Source organism: Echinicola marina (assembly GCF_020463795.1).
GTDB classification, from domain to species: domain Bacteria; phylum Bacteroidota; class Bacteroidia; order Cytophagales; family Cyclobacteriaceae; genus Echinicola; species Echinicola marina.
Genome location: NZ_CP080025.1, coordinates 977,098 through 998,025 on the forward strand (window position 1 = coordinate 977,098; position 20,928 = coordinate 998,025).

General features: G+C 39.4%; 13 protein-coding genes. 6 read left to right on the forward strand and 7 right to left on the reverse strand.

What is annotated here, in order from left to right:
* Positions 1–42: 42 nt before the first annotated feature.
* From KZP23_RS04090 to KZP23_RS04105, 4 genes are all read right to left on the reverse strand, one after another.
* A complete protein-coding gene (locus KZP23_RS04090) occupies positions 43–861 on the reverse strand; it encodes an NAD(P)-binding domain-containing protein (protein WP_226334856.1) in 819 nt (272 codons plus the stop codon).
* Between the two features lie 104 nt (positions 862–965).
* Positions 966–1,592, reverse strand: coding sequence for a sterol desaturase family protein (locus tag KZP23_RS04095; RefSeq protein WP_226334857.1), 627 nt, complete (start codon positions 1,590–1,592; stop codon positions 966–968).
* A 158-nt stretch (positions 1,593–1,750) separates the two neighbouring features.
* Entirely contained in the window at positions 1,751–2,890 is a 1,140-nt protein-coding gene (gene bshA / locus KZP23_RS04100; RefSeq protein WP_226334858.1) for an N-acetyl-alpha-D-glucosaminyl L-malate synthase BshA, read from the reverse strand.
* Positions 2,891–2,946: 56 nt separating this feature from the next.
* Positions 2,947–5,931, reverse strand: coding sequence for a glycoside hydrolase family 3 N-terminal domain-containing protein (locus KZP23_RS04105; protein ID WP_226334859.1), 2,985 nt, complete (start codon positions 5,929–5,931; stop codon positions 2,947–2,949).
* Between the two features lie 181 nt (positions 5,932–6,112).
* Here KZP23_RS04105 and KZP23_RS04110 point away from each other — a divergent pair, with 181 nt between their 5' ends.
* From KZP23_RS04110 to recQ, 6 genes are all read left to right on the forward strand, one after another.
* A complete protein-coding gene (locus KZP23_RS04110) occupies positions 6,113–6,520 on the forward strand; it encodes a hypothetical protein (protein ID WP_226334860.1) in 408 nt (135 codons plus the stop codon).
* A complete protein-coding gene (gene mutL / locus KZP23_RS04115) occupies positions 6,517–8,391 on the forward strand; it encodes a DNA mismatch repair endonuclease MutL (protein WP_226334861.1) in 1,875 nt (624 codons plus the stop codon). The genes KZP23_RS04110 and mutL overlap by 4 nt, the downstream gene beginning before the upstream one ends.
* Before the next feature lie 3 nt (positions 8,392–8,394).
* Positions 8,395–9,186 carry a rhomboid family intramembrane serine protease gene (locus KZP23_RS04120; RefSeq protein ID WP_226334862.1) on the forward strand — a complete coding sequence of 264 codons (792 nt, stop codon included), beginning with the start codon at positions 8,395–8,397 and terminating at the stop codon, positions 9,184–9,186.
* Between the two features lie 2 nt (positions 9,187–9,188).
* Complete coding sequence (locus tag KZP23_RS04125) at positions 9,189–10,103, forward strand: rhomboid family protein (RefSeq protein ID WP_226334863.1); 915 nt, start codon at positions 9,189–9,191, stop codon at positions 10,101–10,103.
* 201 nt (positions 10,104–10,304) lie between these two features.
* Entirely contained in the window at positions 10,305–11,990 is a 1,686-nt protein-coding gene (locus KZP23_RS04130) for a hypothetical protein (protein ID WP_226334864.1), read from the forward strand.
* A gap of 61 nt (positions 11,991–12,051) precedes the next feature.
* A complete protein-coding gene (gene recQ / locus KZP23_RS04135) occupies positions 12,052–14,175 on the forward strand; it encodes a DNA helicase RecQ (RefSeq protein WP_226334865.1) in 2,124 nt (707 codons plus the stop codon).
* Between the two features lie 433 nt (positions 14,176–14,608).
* On the opposite strand, the gene KZP23_RS04140 is transcribed toward recQ, so the two are convergent.
* The 3 genes from KZP23_RS04140 to KZP23_RS04150 all read right to left on the reverse strand — a co-directional run bounded on the left by KZP23_RS04140 (position 14,609) and on the right by KZP23_RS04150 (position 20,708).
* Entirely contained in the window at positions 14,609–15,610 is a 1,002-nt protein-coding gene (locus tag KZP23_RS04140) for an acyl-ACP desaturase (RefSeq protein WP_226334866.1), read from the reverse strand.
* Positions 15,611–15,999: 389 nt separating this feature from the next.
* On the reverse strand, positions 16,000–17,448 hold the full coding sequence (locus KZP23_RS04145; protein ID WP_226334867.1) for a SusD/RagB family nutrient-binding outer membrane lipoprotein: 1,449 nt from the start codon (positions 17,446–17,448) through the stop codon (positions 16,000–16,002).
* 11 nt (positions 17,449–17,459) lie between these two features.
* Positions 17,460–20,708 (reverse strand): SusC/RagA family TonB-linked outer membrane protein, encoded by a 3,249-nt coding sequence (locus KZP23_RS04150; protein ID WP_226334868.1) that lies wholly within the window; start codon positions 20,706–20,708, stop codon positions 17,460–17,462.
* Positions 20,709–20,928 lie beyond the last annotated feature (220 nt).

The window sequence follows — 20,928 nt, forward strand, 5'->3', positions numbered from 1 at the left end:
CCATCAGCCTCACGAATAAATTAACATTTTTTAAATTATTCTTTAAAAAGGTGAATAATCAAACAACAAAGGATTATTATAAACAAATTTAAAGCCGCTTGATTGTATTTTTGAAGAAGTAACTTGTTTCCAAGACTTATCTGAAGTATCTCGGTAACTCTTAGGTGGAGCAATACGAAAATCTTTAAAGTTCTTTTCATAAATCTCTCTCTTGCTCGGGTGCATTGGACTTACCCCATTAAATGTTTCATTCCACATACCATTTACAATTATAAAATCAATCAGCCTAACAGCATCCGTCTGATGAATGTAATTTACCGGAAGATCACCTGCCACATTTTCCTTATTGGAAAAATACCTACCGGGAACCCTTTCCATTCCCAACAAACCTCCAAAACGAATAACCGTGAGATCATAAGTTTTCCCTCTCCATAAAAGCTGCTCTGCATCAAACAATGCGGGATTGGAGGTGTTTTCCTTGGTCAAAATCTCTTCCTCTCCCACTTCCTTATTGAGTTCGGGATAAACAGAAGTCGCACTTATATATATAACGCGCTTGACATTGGCCTGATTTATCAAAGCCTTTAGGTATTTGACCTGCTCAGGATGAAATGTATCTGACTGCGCTCTTCTTCTGGGAGGTATATTGATGATCAAAACATCAGTATCAAAAAGCTTGTTGAAATCTTTTCCTTCTGGATGAGGGCTCATTTTCAACAAACAACAGTCCAATCCATCACTTTTCAACTTAGCACACTTTTCTTCAGAAGTAACACTCCCTCTTACCTCAAAGCCTTTGGCCTTAAGGTACATTGCCAGCGGCTTTCCCAACCAACCTAAACCTATTATACTAATCCTCATATTAAAAGTTCTTACTCATTTATACAGGCTACTGTCTTAAAAAGTTGTTTTTTTTTTAAACACAAAAAAACCTCCTTTATACAAAAGAAGGTTTTTGGAATATTTTAATCTTTTTTTGGCATGGTCCCCAGCAAGATATCCCACAAAGGAGAACTCACACCAAAAGCAACATCTGGATCTTTATAATGGTGAATGGCATGATTGACCCATAATATCTTTAAGAAATTCTTAGGCGGCTGGAAGGCATGTACTATATAATGCACCCCCAAATAAAGGGCATAACCAATTAAAAATCCTGGCAGAAAATAAAGTGCATAATCCCCCATAATAAAGGTAAAAACAAAATAAAATATGCAAGCATATAAGCCACTGATGAATGGCGGCATGGCCAACCTGTCTTTATCCTTTGGATAATCATGGTGAACACCATGTACGGAATATTGTAGCTTATCTTTCAGCTTAGTATCTGGAACCATATGAAAGAAGTATTTATGCATTAAATACTCTACCAATGTAAATGCCAGCAAGCCCACTATTACCATCCCCAGTCCAACAAGCAACGGTATCTCAGTAGTGGTCACGCCATAATAGAATGACACCGAACCAATCACCATAAACATGACAATTGGAATACTAATATGAGTCCTAGACATTTTTTCCAGAACAGGATTTTGGAACATTTGAGCCGACCCATTATTGTCAGGTTTATCCAGTCTTCCAATTTTTTTCATCCTTTTATCAAATTATTTAATTTAAAACACCCTGTAACACACTCACAAACAAGAAATTGATCTCACTCTCATTAAATATCCAAGGCAAATACTCCGCAAATTTAATGGATTGAATTCAAAAGGAGCGACTGTTCATAAGAAATAATGATATAAATCAATTATTTCGAAACAGAAAGGGTTTTCTCAATTGTCTTTTTATAGAAATTCTCATAACGCGGAAGAATATTCGAGACATCAAATTCTTTTGCACGCGCCAAGGCCCTCTTTTTAAAAGCATCTAAATTATCATCAGAAAGAATATGAAGTGCCTTTGCCGTCATATCTTCTATATCCCCCACTTCACAAGCAAAACCAGTTTGCCCATCAATATTTAACTCTGGAATGCCTCCCGCATTGGACGAAAGCACTGGCACCTCACAGGCCATCGCCTCCAAAGCTGCCAAACCAAAACTTTCTTTTTCCGAAGGAATCAAGAAGAGATCGGCCACCGAAAGCACCTCTTCCACCGCATCTAGTTTGCCCAAGAAGCGGGTATCTTCACAGGTCCCCAACTCCCTACAGATTCTTTCCATTCTATCCCGTTCTGGACCGTCCCCCACCAACAACAATTTGGAGGGCACAACCTTCCTGACTTCATAAAACACCTTGATCACATCCTCTACCCTCTTGACTTTTCTGAAATTGGAAGTATGCACTAACAGCTTTTCATCATTCGGGCATATTGCCTTTTTAAAATGCTCTTTTTTCTGCTTTTTGAATCGGTCCAAGTCTATAAAGTTGGGGATAACTTCTATTTCATTTTTGATATCAAAATGCTCGTAGGTAGATTTTTTTAGGTCTTCTGAAACGGCTGTGACACCATCGGATTCATTAATGCTAAAGGTCACCACGGGCGCATAACTTGGATCCTTACCGACCAAGGTTATATCGGTACCATGCAAAGTCGTCACCACTGGTATCTCAATTCCTTGACTTTTTAGTATCTGCTTTGCCATATATGCCGCAGAAGCATGGGGAATCGCATAATGTACATGAAGCAAATCCAGGCCTTCGAAAGCAACCACATTCACCATTTTACTAGCCAATGCCAGTTCATAAGGAGCATGCTCAAATAAAGGGTAACTTTTTATATCTACTTCATGATAAAATAAATTCTCACTGAAAAAATCTAGCCGGGTGGGTTGCCTGTAGGTAATAAAATGTACCTGATGCCCCTCTTTAGCTAGGGCTATTCCTAATTCCGTGGCGACTACGCCACTCCCACCAAAGGTAGGATAGCAGACAATTCCGATTTTCATTATTTCTGGATTAAAAAAGCATTTTTCTAATTTCAAAAGCTATAACCTTAAGCTTTTCAGTTTTGTTCATTTAGGGCATAATTTTTTACTGAAAACATCATAGACTGATAAATAATATCATGGATATCCGTCCTGACGTCATACTTCAACAAAGAATTATTGGAAGCATCTGGATTAACCCTATTCGAAAGAAAGACATAGATCAAGTCTTCTTCTGGATCCGCCCAAACTGCTGTCCCCGTAAAACCAGTATGTCCAAAACTTGTCTTGGAGGCCAATTTTCCCGCTGAGGCTCCCTTTCCAGGTTCAGGATCTGGTCTATCCCAACCCAAAGCTCTCCTGCTTTGAGTTGACTGACGCTGCGTAAAGACCTTAACGGTATTGGCATCCAATAAGTTTACCTTTCCATATTCCCCTCCCTGCAGCAGCATCTGCATCATCACTGCCAAATCATGGGCTGTCCCAAATAGCCCTGCATGTCCTGCTACACCTCCCATCATCGCAGCCCCAGGGTCATGTACATAACCTCTGACCAACTGTTTCCTGAATAATCGATCGTTTTCTGTAGGCGCTATCCTATCCGTATCGAATTTCTCCAGTGGCAGATAAGTCAGTGTATTTAAACCTAACGGTTGATAAAAATTCTGCTCCAAAAACTCATTCATCGGCTGATGGATCATTCCCTCTACCAACCTTTGCAAAAGGTACATTCCTAAATCAGAATACTTATAATCATATTTTTTCTTACCATACGGTATTCTCCTCAAATCAGACTCAACCACCCATTTCATTAAAGTATCAGGCATTGCATCCATGGCATACATGTCTTTTGCTACTTTAATCCCAAAACCAGGTTTTTTGGTAGCACTGTAAAAATCAGGATTCCATTTACCCCCACTCATTGTCTTGCTGTAAAAAGGTATCCATGGCTGTAACCCAGCCTCATGCATCAAAACGTCCTTGATATTCATATCTGCCTTATTGCTTCCTTTTAATTCCGGAAGGTACAAACTAAGTGGCTGATCCAAATCCAATAACCCACGGCTGCTCAAAAACATAACGGACTGCGTGGTTGCCATTACTTTGGTAATGGAAGCCAAGTCATAAATCGTTTCAGTGGTTACTTCTGCAGAATGGTTATAGTCCAAGTGCCCATAAGCCTTTTCAAAGACCACCTTTCCATCCTTCGCCACCAACACACAGGCTCCCGGAGTAGATTTCCTGGCTATGGCACGATCTACAATATTGTCGATTTTATTCAACACCTTGCTGTCCATTCCAACAGATTCAGGACTGCTATAAGCCAATCGGTCTAAGGCTTCATATGAAACAGAAGCCCCTGCTTTCAGTTTGTCACTGACCGTGGCAGGCAACATACCATCCACAGCCCTTGCTCCAAAAAGAATCTGCGGAGCTAGCATTTCAGTATAGTCATTTTCCTCATATGCTATCAGTACATTGGGCAAATCATCCATATACTTAGCAGCATAGGCATTCCCAAAAAGTACCGTAACCACATTGTAATGCTCACTCAGCTTTTTGATGAAAAACATGTCACTTTCCTTGATTCCAAAATTCCTCCTGGGACTATTGCTTACATTCATCACCCCCACCACAATGGTATTAAAATCTTTCAGGTTTTCTTCAAGGGCACTATAAGAGGCCGAACTACTATTTCTAGGCAATCTGAAATGTTCAAAACCCCCATACTTGTCCAAGTACTTCTGAAAAGTTTGTCCACCATTCCCCAGGGTGATACTGGCCATCTTCAACAAATCCTGATTTTTGATGGGAAGGAAGTCTCCTTTATTCGTAGCAAGGGTCATCGAAGCGGCATACAAATCTTCAATTAAAGCATTACTTTTATAATTACTGATTCTTTCCACTAATTGACCTGTATCGATCTTTTTGGACTTGTCCAGTCCAGCCCAATATTTGGCCCTAAGGATTTTCTTTACCCTAGCATCGATCTCTTCTTGGCTAATCCTGCCTTCTGCCACTGCTTCCAATATCAATTGCTTTGACTTGGGCACATCTTCGGCATAAAGCAAAATATCATTACCTGCCAATAACGCCAACAGATCAACCTCGCCAGGCTTGTGAAGGTTGCTCACTCCTTTCATATTTAAGGCATCGGTAAAGACCAAACCTTTGAAACCCATTTCCTCTTTCAACAATCCAGAAACCACCTTCTTGCTCAAAGTAGTAGGCATCCCCACCTTGGTTCCTAAACTCGGAATATGTAAATGAGCAACCATCACGCTCATCAGATCCTCATCTATCAGTCTTCTGTAAGGGTAAAGATCGATATCATTGATATAGTCACTGGAATTATTGATCACTGGAGTAGTATAGTGTGAATCAGAATTCGTATCACCATGCCCAGGAAAATGTTTGGCGTTCGCGATCACACCATTTTCCTGCAGCCCTTTCATATAAGCGACGGATTTATCAGCCACATTTTGCTTTTGCTCACCAAAAGCCCGGTAACCGATCACAGGATTATCAGGATTGGCATTTACGTCTACCACAGGAGCAAAATTGATATGCATACCCATTTCCTTAAATTGATGGGCAATTTCCTCCCCCATTCTATAAACCAACCTGTCATCCCTAATAGCCCCCAAGGTCATTTGCTTAGGAAACTGCAAAACACTGTCCAGACGCATACTTACTCCCCATTCAGCATCCATGGCAATAAACAAAGGTGTCTGGGCAATAGACTGGTAATAATTGGTCAAATTGGCCTGCCTCACTGGCCCCCCTTGAAAAAATATAAGCCCTCCAATCTGCTGTTCTTTGACCAGTTTGGCAATTGCCTGTTTATGTGGCTCTCCTTTATTGGAATAGGCTGCCACCATAAAAAGCTGCCCCAACCTTTCCTCAAAAGTATGGCTGTTAAAAACACTGTCTACCCATTGGTTTTGGGATTGAATATCAAAAGTTGTAAATGGATCGTCCGCCTCTCTTTCAGAGAATGCCCCTATAGAAGGAACTTGTGCAAAGACGAGCAAAATGAGGACCCAAACTTTTCTATTCATGCGGATGTTTAATTTTTATTGCTTAAAATTTAAAATAACTTTGTAAGTACTACTTTGATTCATTTCAGAGTAATCATCAAACATACATAAAATTCATGCTTCTGTCTATCAAAATAGTGATAAGCAGAACTTACCTTATATCTATTAACGTATTAAAGGTATAACCGAATCATTTGACGCCATGAAATTCCCTTCTATATTCCGTACGGCCCAACCTATGCGCTTTGATATCAAGGCCAGACATTATGACCCTGTCAAAGAAGAAATTGAGCAGCGGACCTCTCGAATCAAAAAGCAATTGGAAGCCGATGGGATTTTACCAAGTGACAAGGAAATTGAAGAAGCTTATAGAAATGACAGAGAAAGCTCCATCAGGGGGGCCTTTACCCAAGGAGGACCTATCAGGAACAAGCCTGCCAACATTTTTTCCAGCACAGGCATGCTACGCATGATCATTTTATTGGTATTGGTAGGGACAATTACCGGCTACCTCTATTTTGGTGCTGAAATGCTCTATATCTTGTTGTATATTGGATTGGGAATCGCTGCCTTGGTCTTCTTCTTCAGGTTAAAAAGTAAGCGCAAATGAGTGATATTATACAACTGCTTCCTGATGCTATTGCCAATCAAATAGCTGCAGGAGAAGTGGTACAGCGCCCGTCTTCTGCCCTCAAAGAAATGTTGGAAAACGCTATAGATGCGGGTGCCACAGATATAAAAGTAATCATTAAAGAAGCTGGAAAAACATTGATGCAAGTCATTGACAACGGTAAGGGCATGAGCCTTACCGATGCCAGAATGAGCTTTGAACGTCATGCCACTTCCAAAATCAGGAATTCAGAGGACCTTTTTGCCATTCGTACCTTTGGTTTCAGGGGGGAAGCCATGGCCTCCATCGCGGCCGTTGCCCAAGTGGAATTAAAAACAAAAACGGAAGAGGATGAACTGGGATCCCTCATCTGCATTGAAGGGTCTGAAGTAAAGAAGCAGGAACCAGTAGTCACACCCCAAGGGACTTCTATTGCAGTTAAAAACTTGTTTTTCAATGTTCCTGCAAGAAGAAACTTCCTGAAATCCAACCCCGTAGAGCTAAAGCATATCGTAGAAGAGTTTCAACGGGTCGCCTTATCCTATCCGGAAATCAGCTTCAGCCTGATCAATAACGATATTGAGCTTTTCAAGCTAAGTCCCGGAAAACTCAGCCAAAGAATTGTTGGTGTTTTTGGTAAAAACTACCAAGGCCAACTGGTTTCCTGTGAGGAAGACACACCGCATGTAAAAATCAAGGGCTATGTAGGCAAACCTGAAAACGCCAAAAAATCCAGAGGAGAACAATATTTCTTTGTCAATAACAGGTATATCAAAAGCCATTACCTCAACCATGCCGTGAGCAACGCCTATGAGGGATTGATGGCCGCTGACCAACACCCCTTTTATGTACTTTTCCTGGAAATCGATCCCTCCCATATAGACATCAACGTCCATCCGACCAAGACGGAAATCAAATTTGATGATGAAAGGACCATCTATTCTGTAGTCAAAGCCGGTGTCAAGCAAGCATTGGGAGCCCATAATGTGGTGCCCACTTTGGATTTCAGCATGGATGTCAACTTCACAGAGAACTGGAACCATGATGAGGTAAGGAAGGAAGAACTCAGCAGAGAAAACAGTTACAAAACATATAGCTCACCTTCCTTTAAAAAACAAGACACTTCAGGATGGGAAAAACTATTTGAAGGAACCAAGGATCATTCGGAGTCAATCAGAAAAGAAGCTTTTGACCAAAACAACGTCCATCCATCAACAGAATTGATGACCTTTTCCAGCAGGGCCAATGAGGAAGAAGAAGAGAAAAGAGAAGAAAACATACCGGTGGTCCCACCCGTTGAAACCAATACTGGAACGACCTTTCAGGTGGAATTAAGTTATATAGTTGCCCAATTGGGAGCCGGTCTGCTCCTATTGGACCAGCAAGCCAGTCATGAAAGAATCCTCTATGAGCGCTATTTGAAACAGTTGCAAAACAATGGTGGTGCATCGCAACAGTGTCTTTTTCCACAAAGCATTTCCCTTAGCCCTACAGACTTTGCCTTGGTGATGGACTTACAGGAAGAAATGAATAGTCTGGGCTTTATCGTAGAGGAGTTTGGGAAGCAAACTTTGCTGATAAAAGGGGTCCCTGCAGATATCCAGATCAATAATGAAAAAGCACTGTTTGAAGGACTATTGGAGCAGTTCAAACATTTCAAATCAGAACTTTCCCTAGACAATCGGGAAAACTTGGCCCGATCCTTGGCCAAAAAGTCTTCCATAAAGAAGGGAACCAAATTAAATCACCAAGAAATGGAAACCATCGTTGGACAATTATTTGCCTGTCAAAATCCAAATTATGGTCTTTCAGGGAACAAAACCTTTGTCAAACTTGATTTAAGTAAGATACGTAGTTTTTTTGAAAAATAATTTATGTTTAGATCACTCACACCTATTGTCAAAAACCTCCTATTGATCAATATAGGCATATTTGTAATTGCCGCTTATTTTTTGCCCCAGCTGCAATCCTTATTTGCACTCTATTATATCAATAGCGATCATTTTATGCCATTTCAGTTTTTGACCTATATGTTCATGCATGCTGATTTTTGGCATTTGTTCAGCAATATGTTCGGCCTGTTTATATTTGGCCCACTGTTGGAACAATTTCTCGGCCCAAAGAAAATTCTCATCCTGTGGATGGTCTGCGGAATTGGCTCCGGTGTTTTATATTCCGGTTATACTGCCTTCCAAATCAACCAAGTGGACAGCAAAATAGAATCATTCTATAATGACCCTGATCCAGAAAACTTTAACAAGTTCATTACTGAAAACAGGCAAATGTTCAAACCGGCCGTATATGACTTTATTGACGCCTACAGCAGGGACCCAAAAAACAAAGAATATATTGCTACAGCCGAGAAATACATGGATTACGTAAGGCAAAGTAAAACCAATGTACCTATGGTGGGTGCATCAGGGGCCTTATTTGGGATTTTGGTGGCCTTTGGTATGCTCTTTCCCAATACGCAACTTTTCCTACTATTCCCGCCAATGCCGATAAAAGCCAAGTATTTGGTACTCTTCTACGGGCTATATACCGTATATAATATTATCGTCAATAACCCCATGGACAATGTGGCACATTTTGCGCATTTAAGTGGTTTAATAATAGGAGCGATTTTGGTAACTTTCTGGAAAAAAAACAGGACTAGCTTTTACTGATCATGTACGGAGGATTCTGGTATTATTTGAAAAACGCATTTAACCAAAAGGATAACAGCCTGTATAAAATACTGGCCATTAATATTCTTGTATTTTTAGTTCTTCTGGTACTCAGGGTATTTTTGACCATTGGTGGAGGAGAAGAATTGTACAGAAGTATATTATCCTATTTGATGATGCCGGCAGATGTGGGCAAATTCATCACCCAACCCTGGTCAATTATAACGTATATGTTTTTGCATGAGGGGATTTTCCACATCCTTTTCAATATGCTCTTCCTATACTGGTTTGGACTATTGATCCACGAATATTTGGGCAGTAGAAAGCTGGCCAATTTATATATCCTTGGAGGCATAGCCGGAGCTTTATTTTATGTAATAATTTACAATTTTGCACCTTATTTCAGTACACAGGCAAATCATGCTTTGATGCTGGGAGCAAGTGCTGGTGTATACGCCATAGTGGTTGGTGCAGCTACATTGAGCCCTGATACAACCTTCCACCTCCTGCTACTGGGCCCAGTCAGGATCAAGTACATTGCCATATTCTATGTGGTGGTGGCCTTTGCCAATAGTACCGGAGCTAATGCTGGTGGAGAATTGGCCCACTTAGGAGGAGCAGCGCTGGGATATTTCTATATCACCTTATTAAGAAAAGGGACAGATTTGGGAAAACCTGTACAGACCATAGGTCGTTTCTTCGAGAACTTGTTTTCAAACCGTCCAAATGTTAAAGTAAGCTACAGGAAAAAATACCCACCCTATAAAAGTGAACCATTAAAGAAAAACCCATCAAAATCCAATAACTCAACTTCCCAAGAGGAAATTGATAAGATTTTGGATAAGATAGCTGACAAAGGCTACGATAGTCTATCCAAAGAAGAAAAAAGAAAACTATTTGAATACAGTAATAAGTAAAGCAAGCTCAAGAGCTTGCTTTTTTTATCACATATATCTGGTTACTAATCAATTGCTCCCAATACTTTTTACCAAATACATTTTTTACCAGTTCAATTCCAAATAACTCAATACAAATCAAAACATAAATCATTAGTTTCCACTATTTGCAAAATATTATTTTTCCCATTACCTTTATATAGCTAATCACCACATAATATTATGTATAAAGCCACACTTCTTTATACGATTCAGATCGCCCTTGCCTTGACTTTTTTCAACGCGGTGAATAGCTATGCCCAGACTTATACTTACACCGCTTCTAATGAAAACTGTAGCGGACAGTGGAACGATGGAGATTGTTGGACAGTAACTTCGACGAACTGTACTACCTCTGCCACCTATCCTCCCACATCATTAACTTCAAGCTTATGTGAAACAAAGATTGTTATCGATGGAAATCTAACTCTTAGCAGTGGATTAACATTAGGAGGAAATTTTTCAACTCTAACTGTAACAGAAGGAAGTATATTTACAGTAACCGGAAATATTAAAATAAATGACAATTCTGATCTGGATATAATACTAGAAGGCGAGAATACTTCAATCGATATAAATGGAAGTTTAAATTATGGAAAAAACACTTTAGCTAATATTTCACTTGGGGGCAACAACTCAACAATCAATGTAGCTGTAAGTTCAACTATGAATACCTATTCGAACATTTATGTTCAATTCCTTGGTCTAAATTCATCCTACAATGTTAGTGGAAATTTCGATATGTATAATGATGCATCCTTTCACATCAGTTCATCTTCCCTTGATACACATAACGAAATATCAAATTATGTCAATGTAGGTTCCCTACTTATGGGCGGCAAGTCTCATTTAGCAATTGATGATTATTCTGCCTTTGATGTATCCGGCACCACAACAATACACACTCCATCCAATGATGAACAATATACAGCTGTAATTGATGTTGATGGAAATTTTTATACTAAATCGATTAGTATCAATGGCAATACCCATTTTACTTTTTATGTCGAAGAAGATTCTGAAGTTTGGGCTTCAGAACCAGGAGGAATCTTGGATATGAATGGAAACTCTAGTATTATATTTAATGGAGATGTCCATGATGGAGAAATTGACTCGGATGCGGATGGAAAGAGTACTATTGATGTAGGTGGAGTAATTGACACTAATGGATCCGGAGCTTTTATAGAGGCAGATGACGCCATTCTGTACACTTGTTCCACTTTTCCTACAGATATTACAAAACAGAAAGAGAATGAAGGGAATTTTTTGGAGGAAAACTGCCGATTACTCCCTGTTATCTGGAATAATATTTCCGGGCAGTGGAATACCTCCACCAATAAAAGCCAAATCCAATGGTCCACAATTAAGGAATGGGAAAACAGCCATTTTGAGATTGAGCGGTCCATTGATAATATCGATAACTTTAAAACAGTAGGAAGTGTCAAGGCAGTAGGCTGGTCGGATCAAATTAGTAACTATCAATTTGATGAGACATTGCTGCTTTCCAATGCTCCCATTCTCTATTACCGTATCAAACAATTTAATCTGGACGGAACCTACTCCTTTAGCCCTGTCATTGCCATTAAACCCCAATCCAGCCACAAAGACACCGGCTGGTTAGCCTATCCTAACCCAACCAATGGGGATCACCTTTCTTTGGCTTCTCTCCATCAAGAAATCCCTGCAGGCACACCAATAACAATAACCATTTATTCCTCCAATCAAATCAGCAAAGTACTTTCAAAAGAATACCCTTACAGGTCTAATATTAACCTCGATGGGCTAATCAATAAAGTAGGCTCAGGCCTGCATATTTTGGAAATCAACTGGCAGGACAAGTCTCAAAAAATCAAATTGCTCAAGCGATAATATTTTATGGGGCCAAAATCTTAATTAATTTAGCTTAATATTTCCCCAAAGCAAGATTAAAATGAGTCCACAAGAAGTATTAAAGAATTTTTACGGCTATGACACTTTTAGAGGACAGCAAGAAGCCATTATCAAAAGTATACTAAGTGGCCAAGACACCATTGTTCTTATGCCTACTGGTGGTGGTAAATCCATTTGCTACCAAGTACCCGCCATGGTTAATGAAGGATTGACACTGGTCATTTCACCATTGATCGCACTGATGAAGGACCAAGTGGACGCTTTGAATGCCAACGGTATTCCTTCCGCCTACCTCAATTCTACCCAAAGCACCAGCGAACAACGTTATATTTCGCAGGAAATTCAGTCCGGCAAATTAAAATTGCTTTATGTCGCGCCAGAAAGACTCTTTGGAGGAGCTGCGCCATTAGCTGAACTATTAAAGGACATCAAACTTTCTTTGGTAGCAGTGGATGAGGCTCACTGTGTCTCCCAATGGGGGCATGATTTCAGGCCTGATTACCTACAGATTGGTCAATTTCGACAGTCATTTCCTGCTGTACCTTTTATAGCGCTTACCGCTACTGCCGATAAACAAACCAGAAAGGACATTGCCGACAAATTGGGCCTAAAGTTCCCAAAATGGTTTATTTCCAGCTTTGATCGTCCAAATATCACTTACAGCGTCGCTCCTAAGAGAAATTCCTTTGACAAACTCCTTGACTTCCTGGAATACCATCAGAAAAACTCTGGGATCATTTATTGTCTCTCCAGAAAAAGCGTAGAAGATACTGCTGAAAAATTACAAGCGGCGGGACTATCTGTCCTGCCCTACCATGCAGGCTTAAACAGAGAAATAAGGGCGGCCAATCAGGAAAAGTTCATCAAAGATGAAGTAAAGATAGTGGTCGCAACAATAGCATTTGGCATGGGAATAGACAAGTCAAATGTGCGCTTTGTGGTCCATATGAATATGCCTCAAAACATAGAGGGGTATTACCAGGAAACTGGAAGAGCAGGAAGAGATGGCTTACCAAGCGAAGCCTTAATGTTTTATAGCTACGGAGATTACCTCACCCTTCAAAGGATGATAGAAACACCTGATAATCCGGAATATTCGGAGATCATATTGGGCAAGCTTACCAGAATGAAAACCTTTTGCCAGTTAAATACCTGCAGAAGGAAATACTTGATGGCTTATTTCGGTGAAGATGAAAAAGAAGATTGTGGCAATTGTGATATCTGTTTCAACAAAGGCAATCAACAGGACATGACCATCCCCTCTCAAATGCTACTCTCGACCTTGGCAAGGCTCAATGAATCCTTTGGCATGGGATATGCCATACTGATCTTAAAAGGCTCCAAATCTGCTAAAATCCAAGAAGAGCACAAAAAATTAAGCGTCTATGGAATAGGAAAGGAACAAACCGAAGATTTCTGGAAAAAACTGGGAGCTAAATTAATCCAGGAAGGCTATATTGCCGAGGCTGGCCAGCAATTTCCAACACTGAAGCTCACTACCTTGGCTTGGTCAAAGCTTAAATCAAAAGCTAAAATTTTACTCACTATGGATGATGAGCTCAAAAGAACAAACACCAAAGTAGCCCATGAAACAGATCTCTATGAAGCACTAAAATCCCTACGCTTTCAGCTGGCCCAAAAAGAAGATGTTCCACCCTATGTTATTTTTTCGGATGCCACTTTAGTCGAAATGGCCACCTACTTTCCTATTGATACGGAAAGCATGCTGAACATATCAGGAGTTGGACAGAAAAAAGCTGATACCTATGGAAATGATTTCATCGCATTAATTTCAAATTATATCAAAAAACATCAGTTAAAACCTCGGAAAAAGCTTAATCCCAACAAAAAAAGTCGATCAGGAGGAAATCTGGGAATTTCAGATACGGAAAGAGTCACCTTAAAACACTATCAGGAAGGTCTTAACCTTTTCCAAATTGCCCAAAAAAGAGAAATGACCTATAATACCATTGAAAGCCATTTAGCCAAATTAGTAAAACATGGTAAAATTGATGCGGAGGAATTTATATCCAAAGACGATATCCTAAATATTAAACTTGCATTTAGAAGACAAGAAAGTAGCTATCTCAAACCCCTAAAAGAGCACTTTGGAGACCGATATTCTTATTTTCAACTAAAAATTGCCTTAGCGGGAGAAAAATAACCCTATATTTTTCAAGTAATTACCCAAAAAGAAAACTTATAAACCAATACTATTCACCTATTTCTGGAAAAAACATGAAAAAATACCCCAAATGGGGTATTTTTTTGAAACTGTATAAGTGCTACATTTGAGAAGGGTGATTAAGCAACTTTTTCTACTATATTTTAAGTGTTTAACGAAATCTAAAGAGGCCACTTTAAACTTGACTTTTTAAGGCCTCTTGTTTTCTTCTCCATTACCTAAATTTTCGGTGCTTTTTGGGAAGAAAAAACAAGCGGCTGCACATACAACAGTTCAAAAGGCTATATTCTACAAAACAGCGCGTTAAAAATATTATCTTATTCCAAAACAACATTCAAATGACAAAAAACTGTGAGCCCTTAAAACAAAAAGGGGCAAAACGCCCCTAAATTCTTCTATAATATTAATCGTATTACTTTAACCAAGCTAAACTGATCTCATCAGGAGCTTTCATCCTGTCAGCTAATCTCATATACCTATCGCTCAAACCCGCCAAATACTCTTGCGCTTTGGCTGCCGCTCCCTCCAAACCGGTAACCGATTCTATTTTCCACAATTTCACCAAATGTTCTATGATACGGGCATAGTCCCAGCCAGTATAAACACCGATTTTCTGTGTAATAGCCGAAAACTGATCAAATAAGGTAGGATTATTACCTCCCTTAGCCATCAAAACAGCTGGCATTACGATTTGCTTTCTCATCATTTTTTCAAAAGCAAGCATGGCACCATTTGGATCAATTTCAAAAATCCTGGCCATAAAGGTCTTATAAGCCTTCTCATGTCTCGCCTCATCACCAGCAATGGTTTTACAGATCCTTGACAAAACAGTATCACCAGCCTTCTCTGCTAATTTCCCCGTATTTACATGGCTCACTTTGGTTGCTCTCTCTTGGAAAGAGGTATAAATCATCGCCTGATAAGGGTCTTTTTCTGACTTTGGATCGAAGCCATTATAAATCAAACGGTGAATCGTCTGCTCCACCTTTTTCATATCCGCTCTTCCGGATAAATAAAGGTATTTGTTCAATAAATCACCATGCCTATTCTCCTCTGCAGTCCAAGCCTTAGACCACCTTACCCAGCCTCTTTCACTCAAAAGGCTACCTTCAGGATTAATTCCTTCCAGCAGATTAAAATAAGTCTGGTAACTAGGAAGGGCCTCTTCCGTAATCATATTCCCAATAAGGGAAGTAATAATAGTATCAGGTATTCCTGCAGCACGCTCTTGTAACAGCTTCACCTGGTCCAAAGCATCTGGTTTGGTCATATCAGGAAGAAAATCCGTAGGTTGCCAGCATTCATCTGGATTAACCAACACTGTATCTACTGTCTCACCAACCATGGCATCCAGTTGACTGATAACTTCCATGTTTTTCTCCAATTCGTAATCTATCGCTTCTCTATCCTTCATAAAATAATGCTTAAGGGTATGTTACAAATATGATCTATTATTTCTACTCATCGCTATTGCTCTCCAACCAAAACAGATCATACAATGGGTGGATATTAATGAAAACGTACTTAAATCTAAGATGTTCCCAAAGGCTTCACAAGTTAACCATTAATTCAAATTGCTCATAAATTAATACCTACTTAATATCCTTAACACAAATTTACCATGAATAATCAAATTTCAATGACTATTTCTATTATCAATACGAAAACTAGAGCAAATTATCAGCTTTAGAAAAAGAAATACAGGAAAAACTTAATTCAAATCCCCTAATATCAAAAAAAATGCTGCATGAAACCATGCAGCATTTTTTCATAAATCTATTACTACTAAAAGCAGTTTTCTAATTAATTCAAATCCCAGAAGATAGCAGATGTTGTTTTATCTCCACCTAGAGCATCACTAGCAGCATTATAGTTGGTAGTATTGATCAAAGGCTCATTAGTAGGAAATATTAATCTCTTAGGATTCTCAACTCCATTGGAAACGGCTGTCAACAACTGAGGAACATCCAATCTTCTCGCTTCAGTCCAAGCCTCGTGTCCTTGATTGTAAAGGGCGATGTACTTTTGTGTTCCAATTTTCTCTTTATAATCACCAGCTGCCGTTAAATAATTAACTGAAGGCTGGGCAATATACAATGTAGCCTCTGTATCTGATAAGCCCCAAGCTTCAAAAGATGCACGGATACCATTTTCATAATACTCAGCAGCACTTCCCGTAATGAAATCCCTTTCTACCGCTTCTGCCATCAAGAAAGAAACGTAAGAATAGTCCAAGATTGTACCTGGGAAAGTAGCCTCTACCAATGAAGGATTGATATGAGTCAATCTCAAATAAGAATTTCCAGATGCACCGTACTCGCCTCCTACATACCCATCTTCAATATTATCATCAAAATACACATTCATTCTTGGGTCATTCACGCCCTCCAGCATATCGATGAAAAACTGAGTGATCACAAAGTCTGTATCCCTACTATCTACTTCAAAATAGTCATAAATAGGATTTGTATAGGGCTGTGAAGCACTGAATGCATAAACTGCATTATCCGTGTTGGACTCAAAAACACCCGCCTCAACAGCTTCAGATACCAAAGTACCAGCTAGAGATGGATTTACATCAGCTAGACGCATGCCAATTTTTAATTTGATAGAATTGGCAAACTTTTTCCAAGCTGCGATATCTCCTCCGTACAGTATATCTGACGAACTACTAAAACCGGCAGCACTATCATCAAAATCATTGATAGCTACGTCCAAGCTATCTATAATAGCACCATATACATATTCTCCCTCATCATATATAGGAGTCACATTGTCAATATCCAATGCTTCTGTATAAGGAATACTACCAAAGTTATCCACCAAATACTGATATGCATAAACTTCAAGCACCCTTACCATGGCCAGTTGGTTATTTCTTACTGGAACCAAATTGGGGTCTGCCACCTCTTCGCTAAGCAACAGCTCTTTGGCTTGCTTTAATTCATACAATGTTTCAGCATAAATATTATCCCAAAGACTACCTCCCACATCTCTATTGGCTGCATCATAAGCAGACTCTTGGATATAAGTGGTCTGTGTTAAATAATTGGCCCATAACCTATCTAGATTCTGGTTATAATCAATATTAACCATTTGGTTAACAAGATCATACTGGCCATATGTAAATAAAACTTCAGGTTTTACCTCAATAGGATTCTTAGGATCCATATTCAGGTCGGAGAGATTTTCATCACAAGAAGAAAATAGTCCCGCTACTGCTATACCTAATATTAATAATGACTTTTTCATTGTGATTCAGTTTAGAATTGAACATTTACGTTGAAACCGAATTCTCTGGTAGCTGGCAAAGCTCCATTTTGGATACCTTGATAGTTACCGGAACTTGCACTTGCCTCTGGATCAGAGTAAGGCAGGTTTTTGTGGATGATCCATAGGTTACGACCAAAACCACCAACAGATACTTTTTCGATGAACAAGTTGCTGAACAAGCTAGTTGGAAGGTCATACATTAAGCTAACCTCTCTCAGTTTCACAAAAGAAGCATCGTAAACCAAGGCGGCATCAGCAGCATAAGTACCAGTCTCACTAGAACCACCATAATATCCAAGTGGCGTATAATAATCTCCTGCACTTGCACGGATATCATTTGGAGTGCCGTCAGCTTTAACACCTGGAAGAATAATCCCTCCAGAAGTTTCGTCATTAGTAACTGGATCCCTCATCGGGTTACCCAAATCATTCAAGGCCGCAGTTTCAGCATAAAGTCCAGTAGCGTTACCAAAGCCCATATCGTAGCTTATGATATCACCACCTTTTTGCATATCAATCAAGAAACTGAAAGACAAGCCTTTATAGCTAAAGGTGTTATTGATACCACCAATCCAATCAGGTTGGATATTCCCAATGATTTCATTGGTAGACTCAGTTCTCAAATATTTACCATCAGCCCCAACTACTTTTTGACCGGTTGCTTCATCATAAACATAGTCAGTACCGGTAATTGTACCATAAGGCTGTCCTTTTCTGGCATTAATGGCAGTAGACCAAGCAGAATAAATCAATAGATTCTCTCCTCCTTCATAAAGTGAAACAACCTTGTTTCTATTTCTTGCCCAGTTTACATTAACTCTCCAAGTGAAATCCTGTGTTTGAACTGGTACACCAAATACGCTGGCCTCAATACCCTTGTTCTCCATTTCACCAGCATTAACATACTTGTAATTAAAACCTGTAGCCGAAGAAATTTCCGCTGGAACTATCTGATCAATGGTATTCTTCTGATAGAAAGATAGATCTGCACCCACTCTATTGTTCAAGAAGTTTACTTCCAAACCAACTTCCATTTCATTGGTTTTCTCTGGCAATAAGGCTGGATTATTATAGGTATCAGGCGTGTAGAACAATGGCACACCGTCAAATGGAGTAGCTGCGCTAAAAGTATTCAACACACTATAAGGTGCCGCATCTCCACGTACACTGGCATAACCCATTCTTAATTTACCAAAGCTCAATACAGAACTTTCCATCAATTCACTGAACACAAAGCTACCAGCCACAGATGGGTAGAAGTAACTATTATTTCCTTCAGGCAAAGTAGATGACTGATCAATCCTACCTGTAGCATCCAAATACAAGTAATCCATATAACCTAGGGTTACTTGTCCATAATAACCATATTTTCTGTGGTGAGAATCATGTTCTGTTGGTGGCTCTAGCGCATTCACAGAGTTACCCAAAGAGTAAATACCAGGGTTCACCAAACCACCATTTGTACTTGCTCTCGTCCAAATAACCTTTGTATTCCTTACATTAAAACCTAATAGACCTGTCAAAGACAATGACTCATTAAGGTTTTTATCAAATGACAGGATAAAGTCACTGTTATACTGCTCAAATGTTCTTTGGTACTTAGTGTAGCTTGACTGATCCAAACTTCCTACCGCCATGCGCTCTTCCTGAAGATCAGAATAAGAATCAATACCTACTCTACCCATGGCCTTCAACCAATCAGTAATTTCATAAGTAGCCTGGAACTTACCGAAGAACCTATTACGCTTATCATTCTGATAATTCTCATACAAAGTCCAGTAAGGGTTATCAAAGAAATAAGGGGAAGTATCACCAAAGCCGTGAGGATTCCAAGTAATATTCTTACCTGTTTGCTTATAGGCCATTTCCTGTGCTTTAAGATCAACGTTGGTACCGAACCATTGGCGCAAGCCTTGAAGTACGTTTTTACCATCATAACCCGTACCATATCGCCCTTTACCTTCTACTCTGGTATAAGTTGCTTTACCATCGATAGTAAGACGGTCACTCAAATTATATGAAGCGTGCATATCCACCACGTTTCTCTTCACATTACTGTTTGGGAGGACACCAGAACGATCATCGTTTGTATATCCAAAACGAACAGATCCTTTTTCATTACTACCGGATAATCCGACATTGGTGATATTTCCTACACCTGTTTGGAAAATATAATCAGGACCATTCTTAGCAGCCACCCAAGGGCTTGGCGTCATATAGGTATCTAGCTCAGGATAGAAAGACTCCCATCCATAAACCAATAGGTCTTCATCAAAAGCAGCTCCAAAAGAAGCATCTTCACCAGCAGGAACTTCAAGATCCAATGTTCCATCACCATTTACATCGGTATCATAAAACCCACCGGTCTCACCATAATAAGGCCCATATCCCTGACCATATTTATTTTGGTATTTAGGGAAAGTGCTTTTATCCACCACACTGAAATTGGTAGAGTGACTTAAAGAAACTCCCATACCTTTCTTTTTACCAGCTCCTTTTTTGGTAGTAATCATGATTACACCATTTACCGCATCAGAACCGTAAAGAGCAGCTGCAGTAGCACCTTTCAAAACGGAAATAGACTCGATAGTCTCTGGGTCAATATCTGAAGCAGCATTACCATAATCATAACCTCCACTACCAATAGCTTGGTCTGTTGTATTGATATTAGAGTTACTGATCGGCACGCCGTCTACAACAAACAATGCTTGGTTATTACCAGTAAATGAGTTTGAACCTCTAATAACTGCATTAACAGATCCACCTAGGGAGTTACTTTTCTTAACACTAAGACCAGCAACTTTACCTGATAGAGAACTTATAAAACTTGATTCTTTAGCTTTGGCAATTTCATCACCTTTTACTTCCTGTACAGAATAACCAAGTGACCTTTCCTCCCTCTGGATACCCAAGGCAGTTACCACCACTTCAGAAAGTTCCTCAGCATCAGAAGCCATGGCCACATCAACGATCGATCTGCCCTCGATAGCTACGTTCTGAGTAGTCATTCCTATAAATGAGAAGATCAATACTTCTCCATTTTCTGGTAAATCTAACATGTATTTACCATCCAAATCCGTGACCGTACCCTTGGAGGTACCTTTCACGAGAATACTTACACCTGGGATCGGCTCTCCATTATCTGCTGAAGTAACCGTCCCTTTTACTGATGATGTCTGTGCAAAAGAATATTGCAAAAACATACATAGCAAGAGGGCTAATTGTACACTTTTCTTCATATGCGGTTGATTTGATTTTGATGCAAAGTATACAGCCTCATCAAAAAAAAAAACTTTAAGAATTTTTAACATAAAAATAACACTAGGAAACTAATCATCAACCATCTGGTTTTCAGCTATTTAAGTGAGTAAATATTTTTTCAAAAAAAATTGACCTATTTCAATATACCATATGACTATTGCAACAGACCAAACCAACATAAAAACTCACTTATCACCA